The organism is Streptomyces sp. NEAU-174, from assembly GCF_052665095.1.
This window is the reverse complement of record NZ_JBQTCE010000001.1, coordinates 286,263-303,510: the sequence shown is the minus strand read 5'-3', so window position 1 is coordinate 303,510 and position 17,248 is coordinate 286,263. Positions and strand designations below refer to the sequence as shown.

Below are 17,248 nucleotides of genomic sequence, written 5' to 3'. Positions count from 1 at the left end.
GCACTGTCGTTGTCGCACCTCACGGGCGTCGGACAGGCTGCGATGAGTGAAGGCTGTTCAGCCGACCGTCTCCTTTCTCCCATCGAGTGTGGAGTGAGTGCATGTCTGTCCCGCAGGGTGTTCGATTCCGCTTGACCGACGGCCAGCGGGGAATCTGGTACGCCGTCCAGGGCGATCCCGCCAATCCGCTCTTCGGCCTGGCGGAGCGGGTGGACATCCAGGGCCCCGTCGACCCCGGTCTGTTCGAGGCCGCCCTGCGGCGGGTGGTGGCGGAGACCGAGGCCCTGCGGGTGTCCTTCGGCGCGGACGCCGACGGCCCGTACCAGGTGGTGGCGCCCGGACTCGACTGGCCGTTCCACTTCGTGGACGTGTCCGGACAGGACGATCCGGAGGCCGCCGTGCGCGCATGGGCCTCGGCCGACCAGAAGCGCCCGGTGGACCTCTTCGCCGGACCGCTGTTCACCTTCGCGCTGTTCCGGCTCGCCGAGGACCGGCACGTCTGGTACCAGCGCCATCACCACATCGCACTGGACGGCCAGAGCGTGGGCATGGTCGCGCGCCGGGTCGCCGCCGTGTACTCGGCCGCCGTGGCGGGGGAGCCGTGCCCGGAGTCCGGCCACGGCGGTCTGCGGGAGCTCATCGAGGCCGACGCCGCGTACGGCGGGTCCGAGGAGATCGTCCGCGACCGGCGGTACTGGGCCGAGCAGCTGGCCGACCGCCCCGAGGCCCAGGGCCTCACCGCACAGCCCACCCGCTATCCGGACGGCCCGCTGCTGCGGGTGGTCGCCACGCTGGAGCCGGCCGCCGTCGAGTCGATCCGGTCGCTGGCCCGCGAGGCGGGCACCGCCTGGCCGACGGTGGCCGTCGCCGCCCAGGCGCTGTATCTGCACCGGATCACCGGCCGCACCGATGTCGTCCTCGCCCTCCCGGTCGCGGCACGGCCCGGCGGCGCCGCCGCGAACGTGCCCGGCATGGTGTCCAACCTCGTGCCGCTGCGGCTGTCCGTCCGGCCCGGGGACACCGTCGCCGAGCTGCTGGGCCAGGTCTCCCGGCGGATGCGCGGCGCCCTGCGCCACCAGCGCTACCGCTACGAGGAGCTGCGCCGCGACGCCGGCACGCTGGCCGACGGCAGGCGTCTGGTCGGCCCGCGCGTCAACATCATCATGTTCGACTACGACCTGGACTTCGGCGGCCACCCGGGCGTGGTGCACAACCTGACCATCGGTCACGACGACGATCTGACCGTCGTCGTCGACAACCGGGCGGGCGACGGCGGGCTGCGGGTGGAGCTCAACGCCAGCCCCGAGCTGTACTCCGCCGCCGAGGTGGAGCGCCACGGCGAGCGCCTGACCGGGCTGCTGCGCGCCCTGGGCGCCGGCGCGCCGGACCGGCGGCTCGGCGCGCTGGACATCGCCACCGAGGCCGAGCGCCGGCAGGTGCTGGTGGACTTCGCCGGCGACGAGGCGCAGGCCGCCACCGCCGGGCTCTCCGCGAAGCCGGAGGGCGACGGTGCCACCGCCACCCTCACCGAGCTGTTCGAGGCGCGGGTGCGGCAGTGCCCCGACGCGCGGGCGGTGTCCCTCGGCGCGGATGAGCTGACCTACGCCGAGCTGAACGCGCGGGCCAACGCGCTGGCCCGGCTGCTGGTCGCGCGGGGCGCCGGTCCCGGCCGGTTCGTCGGCCTGGTGCTGCCCCGCGGCATCGACCTGGTGGTGGCGCTGCTGGCGGTGGTGAAGTCGGGCGCCGCCTATGTGCCCATCGACCCCGCGTATCCGGCGGACCGCATCGCGTACACCATCTCCGATGTGGACCTGGCCCTGCTGGTGACGGACACGCGGGTCGAGGTGGCGCTCCCGGAGGGCGTGGCGCGGGTGGTGCTGGGCGAGGAGGAGGTGCGGGAGAGCCTCGCCGCCCTGCCCGGCACCGATCTGACCGACGCCGACCGGACCTCGCCCCTGCTGCCGGTGGCCCCCGCGTACGTCATCTACACCTCCGGTTCCACCGGGCGCCCCAAGGGCGTCGTGGTCTCCCATCACAACGTGGTTCGGCTGTTCTCCGCCACCCGCCGGTGGTTCCCCTTCGGCGCCGACGAGGTGTGGACCCTGTTCCACTCGTACGCGTTCGACTTCTCGGTGTGGGAGCTGTGGGGGCCGCTGCTGCACGGCGGGCGGCTCGTGGTGGTGCCGTTCGACGTGTCCCGTTCGCCGGAGCGCTTCCTGCGGCTGCTGGCGGATGAGCGGGTGACCTTCCTCAACCAGACCCCGTCGGCGTTCTACCAGCTCGTCAACGCCGACCGGGAGGACCCGGCGACCGGCGACCGGCTGGCGCTGCGCCATGTGGTCTTCGGCGGTGAGGCGCTGGACCTGGGGCGGCTGGCCGACTGGTACGAGCGGCACGGCGAGGGCGCCCCCTGCGCCCCGCTGCTGGTCAACATGTACGGCATCACCGAGACCACGGTCCACGTCAGCCATCTGGCACTGGACCCCGAACTCGCCGCCTCCGGCGCCGGTTCGCTGATCGGCGGGTCCATCCCCGATCTGCGGGTGCGGGTGCTGGACGGCGCGCTGCGCCCGGCGCCCCCCGGCGTGGCCGGGGAGATGTACGTGGCGGGCGCCGGTGTCGCGCAGGGCTATCTGAAGCGGCCCGGCCTGAGCGCCTCCCGGTTCGTGGCCGACCCGTTCGCGGGCGACGGCAGCCGGATGTACCGCACCGGCGACCTGGCCCGCTGGAACGCCGACGGGCTGCTGGAGTACCTGGGCCGCGCCGACGACCAGGTGAAGATCCGGGGCTTCCGGATCGAGACCGGCGAGATCGCGGCCGCGCTGTCGGCCTGCCAGGGCGTCGCCGACTGCGCGGTGGTCGCCCGGGAGGACCGGGGCGGTGAGCGGAGGCTGGTGGCCTACGTGGTGCCACAGGCCCCCGGCGAGGCGCTGGATCCGGCGTCTTCTTTTGGCACCTGGGCTGTTGGGTCGGCGCCGCAGGCCCTCGGCGAGGCGCTGGACCCGGCGTCTTCTTTTGGCACCTGGGCTGTTGGGTCCGCGCCGCAGGCCCCCGGCGAGGCGCTGGATCCCGGACTGCTGCGCAAGAAGCTCGGCGAGTCGCTGCCGGACTACATGCTGCCCGCCGCGTTCGTCACCCTGCCCGCGCTGCCCCTGACCCCCAGCGGCAAGCTCGACGCACGGGCGCTGCCGGAGCCGGAGGTGACCGGCGGGGCGGCCGGACGGGACGCCCGCACCCCCGGCGAGCAGGTGCTCGCCGGGCTGTTCGCCGAGGTGCTCGGCGTGCCCGGGGTCGGCGTGGACGACAACTTCTTCGCGCTCGGCGGCCATTCGCTGGCCGCCACCCGGCTCGCCGGCCGGGTCCGCTCCGTGCTCGGCGTGGAACTCGCCGTGCACGAGGTGTTCGACCGGCCCACCGTGGCCACGCTCGCCGAGCTGCTGGACACCGCGGGGGCGGCGCGGCCCGCGCTGGTCCCGGTGGACCGGCCGGAGCCCATGCCGCTGTCGTTCGCCCAGGCCCGGCTGTGGTTCCTGGACCGGCTCGACGGCCCCAACCCCACGTACAACATCCCCTTCGTGCTGCGGATGTCCGGCGACCTGGACGTCCCGGCGCTGCGGGCGGCGCTGCGCGACGTCCTGCTGCGGCACGAGAGCCTGCGCACCGTCTTCCCCGACACCGCGGGCGAGCCCCGGCAGCACCTGGTGCCCGCCGAGGAGCTGCCGCCGCTGCCGTATGAATCCGAGGTCGCCGCCGCGGACCTGCCCGCCGCCCTGGCGGCCGCCGCGGGCCACAGCTTCCGGCTCGCCACCGAACTGCCGCTGCGCGCCGAGCTGTTCCACCTCGGCGGCGGTGAGCACGCGCTGTCCGTCGTGGTCCACCACATCGCCGGGGACGGCTGGTCCCTGGCGCCGCTGGTGCGCGATCTGTCAGCTGCCTACACCGCCCGCTGCGACGGCCGGGCCCCCGGCTGGGAGCCGCTGCCGGTCGCCTACGCCGACTACACCCTCTGGCAGCGGTCGCTGCTGGGCGAGGACTCCGACGAGACCAGTCCGCTGGCCCGTCAGCTGGCGTACTGGAAGAGCGAGCTGGCCGGTCTGCCCGAGGAGCTGGCCCTGCCCACCGACCGGCCCCGGCCCGCCGTGGCGAGCCACCGAGGCGCCGTACTGGACTGCGAGATCGGCCCCGAACTCCACCGTGAGCTGCTCGCCGTCGCCCACGCCGGCGGCGCCAGCGTGTTCATGGTGCTCCAGGCGGCGCTGGCCGTGCTGCTGTCCAAGCTCGGCGCGGGCGACGACATCCCGGTCGGCAGCCCGATCGCCGGACGGACCGACGAGGCCCTGGACGACCTGGTCGGGTTCTTCGTCAACACGCTGGTGCTGCGCACCGACACCTCCGGGCGGCCGTCCTTCACCGAGCTGGTCGACCGGGTCCGCCGGGCCGACCTGACGGCCTACGCGCATCAGGACGTGCCGTTCGAGCGGCTGGTCGAGGTGCACAACCCGGACCGCTCGCGGTCCCGGCACCCGCTGTTCCAGATCCTGCTGAGCATGCAGGACCACCCGGACCGCTCGCTGGAGCTGCCCGGTCTGACCGCCTCGGTGGCCCCGGGCGACCTCACCATCGCCAAGTTCGACCTCCAGTTCGACTTCCAGGAGCGCCGGGACGCGGCGGGGGCGCCGGCCGGGATCGGTGGCCAGGTGCTGTACGCCACGGATCTGTACGACGAGGAGACCGTGCGCCGGATGGTGGCGCGGTTCCTGACGGTGCTGGAGTCGGCCGTGGCGCGGCCCGGCGACAGCATCGCCGAGATCGACGTGCTGGCACCCGAGGAGACCCGCAGGCTGGCCGTGGAGTGGGCCGGCCCGGTCCGCGAGGTGCCCGCGCTCACCGGCTCCGTGCCCGCCCGGTTCGCCGAGCGGGTGGCCGCCGCCCCGGACGCGACCGCGCTCGTCGCCGCGGACGGCACCGAGATCAGCTACCGGGAGCTGGAGGCGCGCGCCAACCGGCTCGCGCACCGGCTGCTCGCCGCGGGCGTCGGCCCGGAGGCGCGGGTGGCCGTGCTCCAGCAGCGCTCGGTGGAGCTCGTCGTCTCCCTGCTCGCCGTGGTCAAGGCCGGTGCCGCGTATGTGCCGCTGGACTCGCGCGCCCCGCAGGCCCGCTGGGAGCAGGTGATGGAGCGGACCGAACCGTCGGTGCTGCTCCTCGACCGGGCCCAGCCGGAGCTGGAGTTCACCCACCGGGCCACCACCGTCGTGGTGGACGACGACTTCACCGGGCATCCGGATCAGCCTCCCGCGGTGGCCGTACACCCCGAGCGGCTCGCGTATGTGATGTTCACCTCCGGCTCGACCGGCCGCCCCAAGGGCGTCGCGGTCACCCACCGCGATCTGCTGGCGTTCGCCCTGGACGGCTGCTTCGAGGCCGACGCCCACCGCCGGGTGCTGCTGCACGCGCCGCACGCCTTCGACGCCGCCAACTACGAGCTGTGGGTGCCGCTGCTCACCGGCGGCACGGTCGTCATCGCCCCGCCGCAGGACATGGACGTCCGCACCCTGCGCCGGATGATCGCCGAGCACGGCATCACCGGACTGCACCTGACCGCCGGGCTCTTCCGCGTCGTGGCCGAGAACGACCTGGACTGCCTGACCGGTGTGCGGGAGCTGCTGGCCGGTGGCGACGTCGTGCCCGGTACGGCGGTGCGTGCCCTGCTCGAGCGGTTCCCCGGCATGGTGTTCAAGGACACCTACGGCCCGACCGAGACCACCTCCTTCGCCACCTTCCACCGGGTGACCTCCGCCGACCGGGTGCCCGACGTCGTACCGATCGGCACCCCGCTGGACAACACCCGGGCCCATGTCCTGGACGGCCAGTTGCGCCGGGTGCCGCCCGGCGTGGTCGGCGAGCTGTACCTCGCCGGTGAGGGGCTGGCGCGCGGCTACTGGCGGGCGCCCGCGCTCAGCGCGGAGCGGTTCGTCGCCAACCCGTACGGCCCGGCGGGCAGCCGGATGTACCGGGTGGGCGACCTCGCCCGCTGGACCGGGGATGGGGTGCTGGAGTTCGCGGGGCGCGCCGACGACCAGGTGAAGATCCGGGGCTTCCGGATCGAGCCCGGTGAGGTCGAGGCCGCGGTCGCCCGCCGCCCCGGTGTCGCCTCCGCCGCCGTGGTCGTGCGCGAGGACCGCCCCGGGGACAAGCGGCTGGTCGCCTACGCGGTGCCCGCCCCGGGCCACCGCCTCGACACCTCCGCGCTGCGCGAGGAGCTCGCCGAGGCGCTGCCCGACTACATGGTGCCCTCCGCCGTGCTGGCCCTGGACACCCTTCCGCTCACCCCCAACGGCAAGCTCGACCGCAAGGCGCTGCCGGAGCCGGAGCTCACCGGCGAGGGAGCGGGCAGGTCGCCGCGCACCCCGCAGGAGCAGGTGCTGTGCGGGCTCTTCGCCGAGATCCTCGAGCTGGCCTCGGTGTCGGTGGACGACAACTTCTTCTCCCTGGGCGGGCACTCCCTGCTCGCCACCCGGCTGGTGCTGCGCATCCAGGCCGTCCTGGGCGCCGATGTGGCGGTGCGCGACCTGTTCGACGCGCCGACCGTCGCCGAGCTGGCCCGGCTGGTCGACCGGGCCACCGGGGCGCGCACCCCGCTGACGCCCCGGGAGCGCCCCGAGGAGGTGCCGCTGGCGTACCCGCAGCGCGGCCTGTGGTTCATCAACCAGCTGGACCACGCGGACGGCACCTACAACCTGGGTATCTCGCTGCGCTTCACCGGACGGCTCGACCGCGCCGCGCTCCACACCGCGCTGCACGACGTCATCGCCCGGCACGAAAGCCTGCGCACCCTCTTCCCCGACCGCGGCGGTGTGCCCTGCCAGGTCGTGCTGGACGCCGAGCGGGCCCAGGCCGAGATCCGGGTCTCCGAGGTGGCCGAGGAGCGGCTGGACGAGACGCTGTCGGAGGTGGCGCGGCGCGGCTTCGACCTCGCCTCCGAACTGCCGATCCGCGCCGACCTGCTGGTGCTGAGCCCCACCGAGCACGTCTTCCTGATCGTGGTGCACCACATCGTCGCCGACGGCTGGTCCTTCGGCCCGCTGGTGGACGACCTGGTCGCCGCCTACACCGCGCGGCGCACCGGGGCCGCCCCCACCTGGCGGCCGCTGCCGGTGCAGTACGCGGACTACACGCTGTGGCAGGCCGAGCTGCTGGGCGCCGAGGACGACCCGGACAGCCTGCTGGGCGGTCAGCTGGACTACTGGAAGCGGACCCTCGCCGGTCTGCCCGAGCAACTGGAGCTGCCCACCGACCGGCCCCGCCCGGCGGTGCTCGGCAACGACGGGGACCGGCTGCCGCTGTCCCTGAGCCCCGAGCTCCAGACCGCGCTGACCGACATCGCCCGCTCCAGCGGAGCCAGCCTCTTCATGGTGGTGCAGGCGGGCCTGGCGGCGCTGCTGTCCCGGCTGGGCGCGGGCGAGGACATCCCCCTGGGCACGGCCATCGCGGGCCGCAACGACGAGTCCCTGGTGGACGGCATCGGCTTCTTCGTCAACACCCTGGTGCTGCGCAACGACCTGTCCGGCGACCCCACCTTCCGGCAGCTGGTCGAGCGGGTGCGGGAGGCGGACCTGGCCGCCTACGCCCACCAGGAGGTGCCGTTCGACCTGCTGGTGGAGACCCTGAGCCCGGACCGGTCGCTCTCCCGGCACCCGCTGTTCCAGACCATGCTGACGTTCGAGAACATCCCCGAGCTGACGCTGCGCTTCCCCGGCCTGGACACCCGGCTGCACCCCGCCAACAACCGCACGGCCAAGTTCGACCTCGACTTCGCCATCGGCGAGACCTTCGACGCCGGCGGCGCCCCGGCCGGGATGACCGGCACGCTGGTCTACAACACCGACCTGTACGACCGGGCGGGCGCGCAGGCGCTGGCCGACCGGTTCGTACGCCTCCTGGAGACGGTGGCGGCCAACCCGGCCGTCCGCCTCACACAGATCGACCTGCTCTCCGAGGCGGAGCGCCGGCGGGTGCTGGTGGAGTGGAACGGGGACGCGGCCGATGAGGCCGTGGCCACCCTTCCGGAGCTGTTCGAGGCGCGGGTGCGGGAGTGCCCCGGCGCGCGGGCGGTGTCCCTGGGCGCGGACGGGCTGACGTACGGGGAGCTGAACGAGCGGGCCAACGCACTGGCCCGGCTGCTGGTCGAGGGGGGCGCGGGCCCCGGCCGGTTCGTGGGTCTGGTGCTGCCGCGCTCGGTGGATCTGGTGGTGGCGCTGCTTGCGGTGGTGAAGTCAGGCGCCGCGTATGTGCCGATCGACCCCGCGTATCCGGCGGACCGCATCGCCTACACCATCGCGGACGTGGACCTGGCGCTCGTGGTGACGGACAGCCGGGTCGAGGTGGCGCTGCCGGAGGGCGTGGCGCGGGTGGTGCTGGGCGATGAGCCGGTCGTGGACCGGCTCGCCGAACTGCCGGGCACGGACCTGACGGACGCCGACCGGATCGCGCCGCTGGTGCCGGAAGCACCCGCGTATGTGATCTACACGTCGGGTTCGACGGGGCGCCCCAAGGGCGTGGTGGTCTCGCACGGCAATGTGGTGCGGCTCTTCGAACACACCCGGCAGTGGTTCGCGTTCGGCCCGGACGAGGTGTGGACGCTGTTCCACTCCTACGCGTTCGACTTCTCGGTGTGGGAGCTGTGGGGGCCGCTGCTGCACGGCGGGCGGCTCGTGGTGGTGCCGTTCGACGTGTCCCGTTCGCCGGAGCGCTTCCTGCGGCTGCTCGCGGATGAGCGGGTGACCTTCCTCAACCAGACCCCGTCGGCGTTCTACCAGCTGATCCACGCCGACCGGGAGGACCCGGGAACCGGCGACCGGCTGGCGCTGCGCCATGTGGTCTTCGGCGGTGAGGCGCTCGATCTGGGGCGGCTGGCCGACTGGTACGAGCGGCACGGCGAGGGCGCCCCCTGCGCCCCGCTGCTGGTCAACATGTACGGCATCACCGAGACCACGGTCCACGTCAGCCATCTGCCGCTGAACGCGGAGCTGGCGGCCTCGGGCGCGGGCTCGCTCATCGGCCGGTCCATCCCGGACCTGCGGATCTATGTGCTGGACGGTGCGCTGCGCCCGGTGCCCCCGGGGGTGGCGGGGGAGATGTACGTGGCCGGTGGCGGCGTGGCGCAGGGGTATCTGAAGCGGCCGGGGCTGAGCGCGTCGCGGTTCGTGGCCGATCCGTTCGCGGGCGATGGTTCGCGCATGTACCGGACCGGTGATCTGGCCCGCTGGACCGTGCACGGGCTGCTGGAGTATCTGGGCCGGGCGGACGACCAGGTGAAGATCCGGGGCTTCCGGATCGAGACCGGCGAGATCGCCGCCGCGCTGTCGGCCTGCCCGGGCGTGGCCGACTGCGCGGTGGTCGCCCGGGACGACCGGGGCGGCGAACGCCGGCTGGTGGCCTATGTGGTGCCGCAGGACCCGGATGAGGCACCGGAACCGGCCCTGCTGCGCGACACGCTCGCCGCTTCGCTGCCCGACTACATGCTGCCGTCCGCGTTCGTGGTGCTGGAAGCCCTGCCCCTGAACGCCAGCGGCAAGCTCGACCGCAAGGCGCTGCCCGCCCCGGAGTACGGGCCGGCGCCGGCGGGCCGCGCGGCGGGCACACCCCGCGAGGAGATCCTCTGCGGTCTGTTCGCCGATGTGCTCGGGGTGCCCGCGGTCGGCGTGGACGACAACTTCTTCGATCTGGGCGGCCATTCGCTGCTGGCGGCCAGGATCGTCAACCGGATCCGTTCGGTCCTGGCCGTCGAGCTGTCGGTCCGCACCCTCTTCGAGGCCCCGACCGTGGCGGCGCTGGCGAGGACCCTGGGCGGGGAGGCGACCGCCCGGCTGCCGCTGACCGCCCGCGAGCGGCCTGAGGTGCTTCCGCTGTCCTTCGCCCAGCGCAGGCTGTGGTTCCTGGGCCGGATGGAGGGGCCGAGCGCCACCTACAACGTGCCGGTGGTGCTGCGGCTGTCCGGGGAGCTGGACCGGGCGGCCCTGGAGCAGGCCCTGGGCGATCTGACCGGCCGGCACGAGAGCCTGCGCACGGTCTTCCCCGAGACCGACGGCTCGCCCCGGCAGCAGGTGTGGGACCCGGACGCGGTGCGGATACCGCTGACCGTGGTGGAGACCACCGAGGAGGCGCTGCCCGAGCAGCTCGAGGCGACCGTCACCCGGGGCTTCGACCTGACCGTCCAGCTGCCGCTGCGCACCACCCTGTTCGCGCTCGGCGAGAGCGAGCACGTCCTGGCCCTGGTGATCCACCACATCGCCACCGACGGCTGGTCCACGGCGCCGCTGGTGCGCGACCTGTCGGCCGCTTACGCCGCCCGCGCGGACGGCCGGGCCCCGGACTGGGAGCCGCTGCCGGTCGCCTACGCCGACTACACCCTCTGGCAGCGCGACCACCTCGGCGACGAGGACGACCCGGAGAGCCTGGCCTCCCGTCAGCTGGCGTACTGGCGCGAGGCGCTCGCCGGGCTGCCGGACGAGCTGACCCTGCCCACCGACCGGCCCCGGCCGGCCGTGGCCGGCCATCGCGGCCGCACCCTGGACTTCGCGATCGACCCCGGGCTGCACGAGCGGCTCACCGCCCTGGCCCGGGCCCGCGGGGTCAGCACCTTCATGGTGCTCCAGTCGGCGCTGGCCCTGCTGCTGACCAAGCTGGGCGCCGGAGAGGACATTCCGGTCGGCAGCCCCATCGCCGGGCGCCCCGACCAGGCCCTGGAGGACCTGGTCGGCGTGTTCCTGAACACGCTGGTGCTGCGCACCGACACCTCGGGCGACCCGACGTTCGACCAGCTGCTGGAGCGGGTGCGGCGCACCGCGCTGGACGCCTACGCCCACCAGGACGTGCCGTTCGAGCGGCTGGTGGAGGTGGTCGACCCGGAGCGGTCCCTGGCCCGGCACCCGCTGTTCCAGGTCATGCTGATGGTCCAGAACATGCCGGCCGCCGAGACCGCGCTGGGCGGGCTGGCCCTGCGGCCCGAGCTGGTCGACCTGGGCGTCGCCAAGGTCGATCTGAGCTTCGCCTTCGGTGAGCGGCCGGAGCGGCCGGGCGCGCTGTCCGGCGTCTGCGAGTACAGCACCGAGCTGTTCGACGCGGACAGCGTGGAGACGCTGGTCCGGCGGCTGATCCAGGTGCTGGAGGCGGTGACCGGTGACCCGGGGCTGCGGATCAGCGAGGTCGAGGTGCTCTCGGCGGCCGAGCGCGAGCGCGTGCTGGTCGAGTGGAACGACACCGCGCGGCCGCTGCCCGCACGCCGGGTCCACGAGCTGTACGCGGCGCAGGCCGCCCGTACCCCATCGGCCGTCGCGGTGGTCTCCGGCGGGGTCGAGCTGACCTACGCCCAGCTGGAGGCGCGCGCCAACCGGCTCGCCGCGCTGCTGACCGCCCGCGGGGCGGGCCCCGAGCGGCTGGTGGCCGTGGCGCTGCCGCGCTCGGCGGACCTGCTGGTCGCGCTGCTGGCCGTGCTCAAGACCGGGGCGGCCTATCTGCCGCTGGACCCGGAGCACCCCAGGGACCGGATCGCCTACACCCTCCAGGACGCCCGCCCCGCGCTGGCGCTGGTCACCTCCGGCACCGCGCCGCTGCTGGCCGTGGGCGGCGGGGACGGCGGGGACGGCGGGGATGGCGCTGGGCAGGACCTGGTGGACCGTGGCGGGGAGGCTGCCGTGGACGGCGGTGCCGTGGAGGGCGCTGGCCGGGACCTGGCGGACCGTGGCGGGGAGGCTGCGGCGACCGGTGGTGCCGCGGACGGCGCTGGCCGGGACCTGGCGGACCGTGGCGGGGAGGCTGCCGCGACCGGTGGTGCCGTGGAGGGCGCCGGGCACGGCGGCGTACCGGCGCTGGTGCTGGACGACCCGGCCGTCGCCGCCGAGCTGGCGGCGGCGCCCACGGCCGCGCCCGGTGCGGTGTGCTCACCGGACCACCCGGCGTATGTCATCTACACCTCCGGTTCGACCGGCCGCCCGAAGGGCGTGGTCGTCCCGCACGGCGCGCTGAGCAACTTCCTGGACGACATGGGCGAGCGGTTCGGCCTCGGCCCCGCCGACCGGCTGCTCGCGGTCACCACGGTGTCGTTCGACATCGCGGCGCTCGAGCTCTATCTGCCGCTGCTGTGCGGTGCGGGCGTCGTGATCGCCGACCGGGACACCGTGCGCGACCCGGCCGCGCTGCTGCGGATGGCCGAGGAGACCGGGGCGGGGGTCGTCCAGGCGACGCCGTCGCTGTGGCAGGCCATGGTCACCGCGTCGCCGGAGGGCGTGCGCGGGCTGCGGGCGCTGGTCGGCGGTGAGGCGCTGCCGGAGGCCCTGGCCACCCGGCTGCGCGCCTCGGCCGCCGGGCTGACCAACCTCTACGGACCGACCGAGACCACCATCTGGTCGACGGCCGCGGACCTGACGGACGGCCAGGGCGTGCCCTCGATCGGCGCACCGATCGCCAATACCCGGGTCTATGTGCTGGACGACCGGCTGCGGCCGGTCGCCCCCGGGGTGCCGGGCGAGCTCTACATCGCCGGCGCGGGCGTGGTGCGGGGCTACCACAACCGGCCCGCGCTGACCGCGGAGCGGTTCGTGGCCTGCCCGTTCGGCGGCCCCGGCGAGCGCATGTACCGCACCGGCGACATCGTCCGCCGGACCGCCGACGGCCGGCTGGAGTTCTCGGGCCGGGCCGACCACCAGGTGAAGGTGCGCGGCTTCCGGATCGAGCTCGGGGAGATCGAGACGGTGCTGACCGCCCATGAGGCGGTCGGCCAGGCCGTGGCGCTCGCCCGCGCCGACCAGGGCGGCGGGGCGCGGCTGGTCGGCTATGTGGTGCCGAAGGTCCCCGGTGCGGCGCCGGATCCCGGAGTGCTGCGCACGTGGCTCGGCGCGTCGCTGCCGGAGTACATGATCCCGTCCGCGTTCGTGGTCCTCGACCGGCTGCCGCTCACCCCGAACGGCAAGCTCGACCGCAAGGCGCTGCCCGCGCCGAGCTTCGGCGCGGCGGCCGGTTCGCGGCCCCCGCGGACCCCGGTCGAGGAGGCGCTGTGCGCGGTCTTCGCCGAGGTGCTCCGGCTGCCCTCGGTCGGCATCGACGACAGCTTCTTCGAACTGGGCGGCGACAGCATCGTGACGATGCAGCTCATCGCCCGCGCCCGGGCGGCGGGCCTGGTCCTCGCCGTCAACGACGTGTTCGAGCACAAGACGGTGGCCGGGCTCGCCGCGGTGGCGGAGGTGCTCGACGACGCGGCCTCCCGCGAACCGGACAACCCCGTCGGCGAGTTCGCCGCCACGCCGATCATGCACTGGCTGCGGGAGCGCGGCGGTGCGATCGACTCCTTCAGCCAGCCGATGCTGGTGCGGACCCCGGCGGGCCTGGACCTGCCGACGCTCACCACCGCGCTCCAGGCGCTGCACGACCGGCACGATGTGCTGCGCGCCCGGCTGGTCGGCCGCGACGCCGAGGGCGTCGAGGGTGACCAGGGCGTCGAGGGCGTCGAGGGTGACCAGGGCGCCGAGGGCGTTGAAGGTGACCAGGGCGCCGAGGCCGGCTGGCGGCTGAGCGTGCCACCGGCCGGGGCGGTGTCCTGCGCGGACCGGGTCCGCCGGGTCGACATCGCCGCCGCCGAGCCCGGGGACCTCGCCCCGCTGGTCGGCCGCGCCCTCACCGAGGCCCGTGCGGAACTGGCGCCCCGGGACGGCGAGATGGTGCGCGCGGTGTGGTTCGACGCCGGTCCCGGACGGCCGGGACGGCTGCTGCTCGTCGCCCACCACCTGGTGGTCGACGGAGTGTCCTGGCGGATCCTGCTCCAGGACCTCGCCGACATCGCGACGGCGATCGCCGCCGGGCGGGAGCCGGAGCTCACTCCGGTGGGCACCTCGGTGCGCCGCTGGAGCGAACTTCTGGCGGCCGAGGTGCGCAGGCCGGAACGGCGGGCGGAGCTGCCGCTGTGGACGGACGTCCTGTCCGCCCCGGACGCCCGGCTCGGCGGGGCCACCTCGGCCCCCGGGCACGACCCGGCCGGACCGGTCGCCCGCGTCACCATGACGCTGCCGGCCGCGAAGACCGCGCCGCTGCTCGGCGAGGTGCCGTCGGTGTTCCACTGCGGTGTGGACGACGTGCTGCTCAGCGCGCTGGCGCTGGCGGTCGCCGATCGCCGCCGCCGGGTGGGCTCCCCGGCCACCTCGGTGCTGGTCGCCGTGGAGGGGCACGGCCGGGACGAGAGCGTCGGGGGCGTGGATCTGTCCCGTACGGTCGGCTGGTTCACCAGCCTCCACCCGGTGCGTCTCGACCCCGGCCAGGTGCAGTGGGGCGAGCTGTGGTCGGGCGGCCCGGCCACCGGGCGCGTGGTCAAGCGGATCAAGGAACAGCTGCGCGCGGTGCCCGGCACCGGGATCGGCTACGGCCTGCTGCGCCATCTGGACCGGGAGACGGCCGCGGAGCTGTCCGGGGCGGCCGTGCCGTGGATCGGCTTCAACTATCTGGGCCGGGTCGAGGTCCACGACGGGCACGGGCCCGGGGGCGACTGGCGCCCGGCCTCGGAAGCGCTCGGGCTCGACCTCGGCGGCGACGGCCTCGGCACCCCGTACGGACTGGAGCTGAACGCCGTCACCATCGACCGCCCCGGTGGCCCGGAGCTCATGGTGACCTGGACCTACGCCTCCGATGTGCTGTCCGAGGCGGAGGTACGGGAGGTCGGCGAGGTGTGGCTGCGCGCCCTGGACGGGATGGCGCTGCATGCGGCCGGACCCGGCGCGGGCGGCCACACCCCCTCGGACCTGGCCCTGTCGAATCTGGAGCAGGAGGAGATCGAGTTGCTGGAGGACGAGTGGTGAAGCGTCGATGACCATCACCTCTGAGGAGTTCACCCGGGCCATGGCCCGGGTGCCCGCCCCCGTGACGGTGGCCACGACGGTCGACGCGTCCGGACGCAGATGGGGGTTCACGGGCAGCTCGTTCAGCTCGCTGTCCCTGACCCCGCCACTGGTGCTGATCTGCCTGGGCAAGACCGCGAGCACCCACGAGGCGTTCACCACCGCCGAGAGTTTCATGATCAACATCCTGGCGGAGGGGCAGGCGGACATCGCGAGGCGGTTCGCCGCCTCCGGTGCGGACCGGTTCGCGGCGGGGGACACCCTGCCGATGGAGCTGGGGCTGCCGGGCATACCGGAGGCGGTCGCCCGGGTCGCCTGTTCACTGCACCGCGTCGTGGACGGCGGCGACCACTCCGTCCTCATCGGCCGGGTCGTCGCGGCCCACGTCGGCGAGGACGACCCGCTCGTCTACTGCGACCGCTCCTTCCAGCGCCCGGCGGCGGTGGCCGAGACGGTCCGCGGGGCCGCGGTCTGGTGAGCGCGGCCCCGCGGACCGGGGTGGACCGACCGCGGGGGCGCGATGGCCCCCGCGTCGTCCACTTGTTACTTGTTCAGGTGCGGGGCCGATTGATCAGGTGTGGGACCGACCGCGGCGGCTCAGTGCCCGCGCGCGATCCACTCCTCCAGCTGCGGGGCCTCGTCCCCGACGGTCGTGGAGTCGCCGTGGCCGGTGCGGACCACCGTCTCCGGCGGCAGCGTCAGCAGCCGCTCCCGGATCGACTCGATGATCGTCGGGAAGGACGAGTACGAGCGCCCGGTGGCGCCCGGGCCGCCCTGGAACAGGGTGTCCCCGGAGAAGACCGTGGCCAGCGCCGGTGCGTACAGACAGACGGCGCCGGGGGAGTGGCCGGGGGTGTGCAGCACCCGCAGCTGCGTCCCGGCCACGGTGAGGACGTCACCGTCGGCCAGCGGCTTGTCCGGGGCGCGGTCCGGGTGGCGCATCCGCCACAGCACCTCGTCCTCCGGGTGCAGCAGGATCGGCGCGCCGGTGCGCTCGGCGAGTGCGGGGGCCGCGTCGATGTGGTCGTCGTGGCCGTGGGTGGAGATGATGCCGAGCAGCCGGCGGCCGCCGACGGCTTCCGCGATGGCGTCGGCGTCATGCGCGGCGTCGATCACGTACACCTCGTGGTCGTCGCCGATCAGCCACACGTTGTTGTCCACCTCCCAGGTGCCGCCGTCCAGCGAGAAGGTGCCGGAGGTGACGAGGTGGTCGACGCGTACGGGCGGAGGGGTCATCAGAACATCACCACCGAGCGCAGCACCTCGCCGCGGTGCATCTTGGCGAACGCCTCCTCGATGTCCTCGAGCCCGATCGTCTCGCTGACGAACGCGTCCAGGTCGAGGCGGCCCTGCTGGTAGAGGTCGATCAGCATGGGGAAGTCGCGGTCCGGCAGACAGTCCCCGTACCAGGAGGACTTGAGCGACCCGCCGCGTCCGAAGACGTCCAGGAGCGGCAGCTCCAGCTTCATCTCGGGGGTGGGGACGCCGACCAGGACGACGGTGCCGGCCAGGTCGCGGGCGTAGAACGCCTGCTGGTAGGTCTCGGGGCGGCCCACGGCCTCGATGACGACGTCGGCGCCGTTGCCGTCGGTCAGCTCACGGACGGCCTCGACGACGTCGGAGCTCTTGGCGTCGATGGTGTGGGTGGCGCCCAGCGAGCGGGCCCACTCCAGCTTCCGCTGGTCCAGGTCCACCGCGATGATCTTCGCGGCCCCGGCCAGCCGCGCCCCGGCGACCGAGGCGGCGCCGACCCCGCCGCAGCCGATCACGGCGACGGAGTCACCGCGCTGGACGTTGCCGGTGTTGAGTGCGGCGCCGATGCCGGCCATCACCCCGCAGCCGAGCAGCCCGGCCGCGGCGGGCGAGGCCGAGGGGTCGACCTTGGTGCACTGCCCGGCCGCCACCAGCGTCTTCTCGGCGAACGCGCCGATGCCGAGCGCCGGGCTGAGCACGGTGCCGTCGGTCAGGGTCATGGGCTGCTTCGCGTTGTGGGTGTTGAAGCAGTACCAGGGGCGGCCGCGGCGGCAGGCCCGGCACTCGTGGCAGACCGCGCGCCAGTTGAGGATCACATAGTCGCCGGGGGCCACCTCCGTGACGCCCTCGCCCACGGACTCCACGGTGCCCGCCGCCTCATGGCCGAGCAGGAAGGGGAACTCATCGTTGATCCCGCCCTCCCGATAGTGCAGATCGGTGTGGCAGACGCCGCACGCCTGGATCCGCACCACCGCCTCGCCGGGGCCGGCGTCCGGCACCACGATCGTCTCGATCCTGACCTTCTCGCCCTTGCCGGGGGCTACCACGCCGCGTACCTGTTGAGTCATGACAGCAGCGTAAGTGGCGACCAGCGGCTACGACAGGGATGACGAGGC

At 74.1% G+C, this 17,248-nt stretch carries 3 protein-coding genes and 1 pseudogene; 2 read left to right on the top strand and 2 right to left on the bottom strand.

All coding sequences use genetic code 11. The annotated features are described in order from the left end of the window. Positions 1-131 precede the first annotated feature (131 nt). Positions 132-14,810, top strand: a pseudogene (locus ACT2CW_RS01210) (amino acid adenylation domain-containing protein); the annotation flags it as partial. Between the two features lie 37 nt (positions 14,811-14,847). After that, positions 14,848-15,357, top strand: coding sequence for a flavin reductase family protein (locus ACT2CW_RS01205; RefSeq protein ID WP_086880979.1), 510 nt, complete (start codon positions 14,848-14,850; stop codon positions 15,355-15,357). Between the two features lie 119 nt (positions 15,358-15,476). On the opposite strand, the gene ACT2CW_RS01200 is transcribed toward ACT2CW_RS01205, so the two are convergent. Both ACT2CW_RS01200 and ACT2CW_RS01195 read right to left on the bottom strand, forming a co-directional pair. Next, positions 15,477-16,115 carry an MBL fold metallo-hydrolase gene (locus tag ACT2CW_RS01200; protein ID WP_445515206.1) on the bottom strand — a complete coding sequence of 213 codons (639 nt, stop codon included), beginning with the start codon at positions 16,113-16,115 and terminating at the stop codon, positions 15,477-15,479. Next, a complete protein-coding gene (locus ACT2CW_RS01195; protein WP_445515205.1) occupies positions 16,115-17,200 on the bottom strand; it encodes an S-(hydroxymethyl)mycothiol dehydrogenase in 1,086 nt (361 codons plus the stop codon). Before ACT2CW_RS01195 ends, ACT2CW_RS01200 begins: the two co-directional genes overlap by 1 nt. Between the last annotated feature and the right edge of the window lie 48 nt (positions 17,201-17,248).

Bases quoted from the DNA above. Each gene is read 5' to 3' on its own strand.
- ACT2CW_RS01195 (WP_445515205.1), bottom strand. From the start codon at position 17,200: ATGACTCAACAGGTACGCGGCGTGGTAGCCCCCGGCAAGGGCGAGAAG.
- ACT2CW_RS01205 (WP_086880979.1), top strand. From the start codon at position 14,848: ATGACCATCACCTCTGAGGAGTTCACCCGGGCCATGGCCCGGGTGCCC.
- ACT2CW_RS01200 (WP_445515206.1), bottom strand. From the start codon at position 16,115: ATGACCCCTCCGCCCGTACGCGTCGACCACCTCGTCACCTCCGGCACC.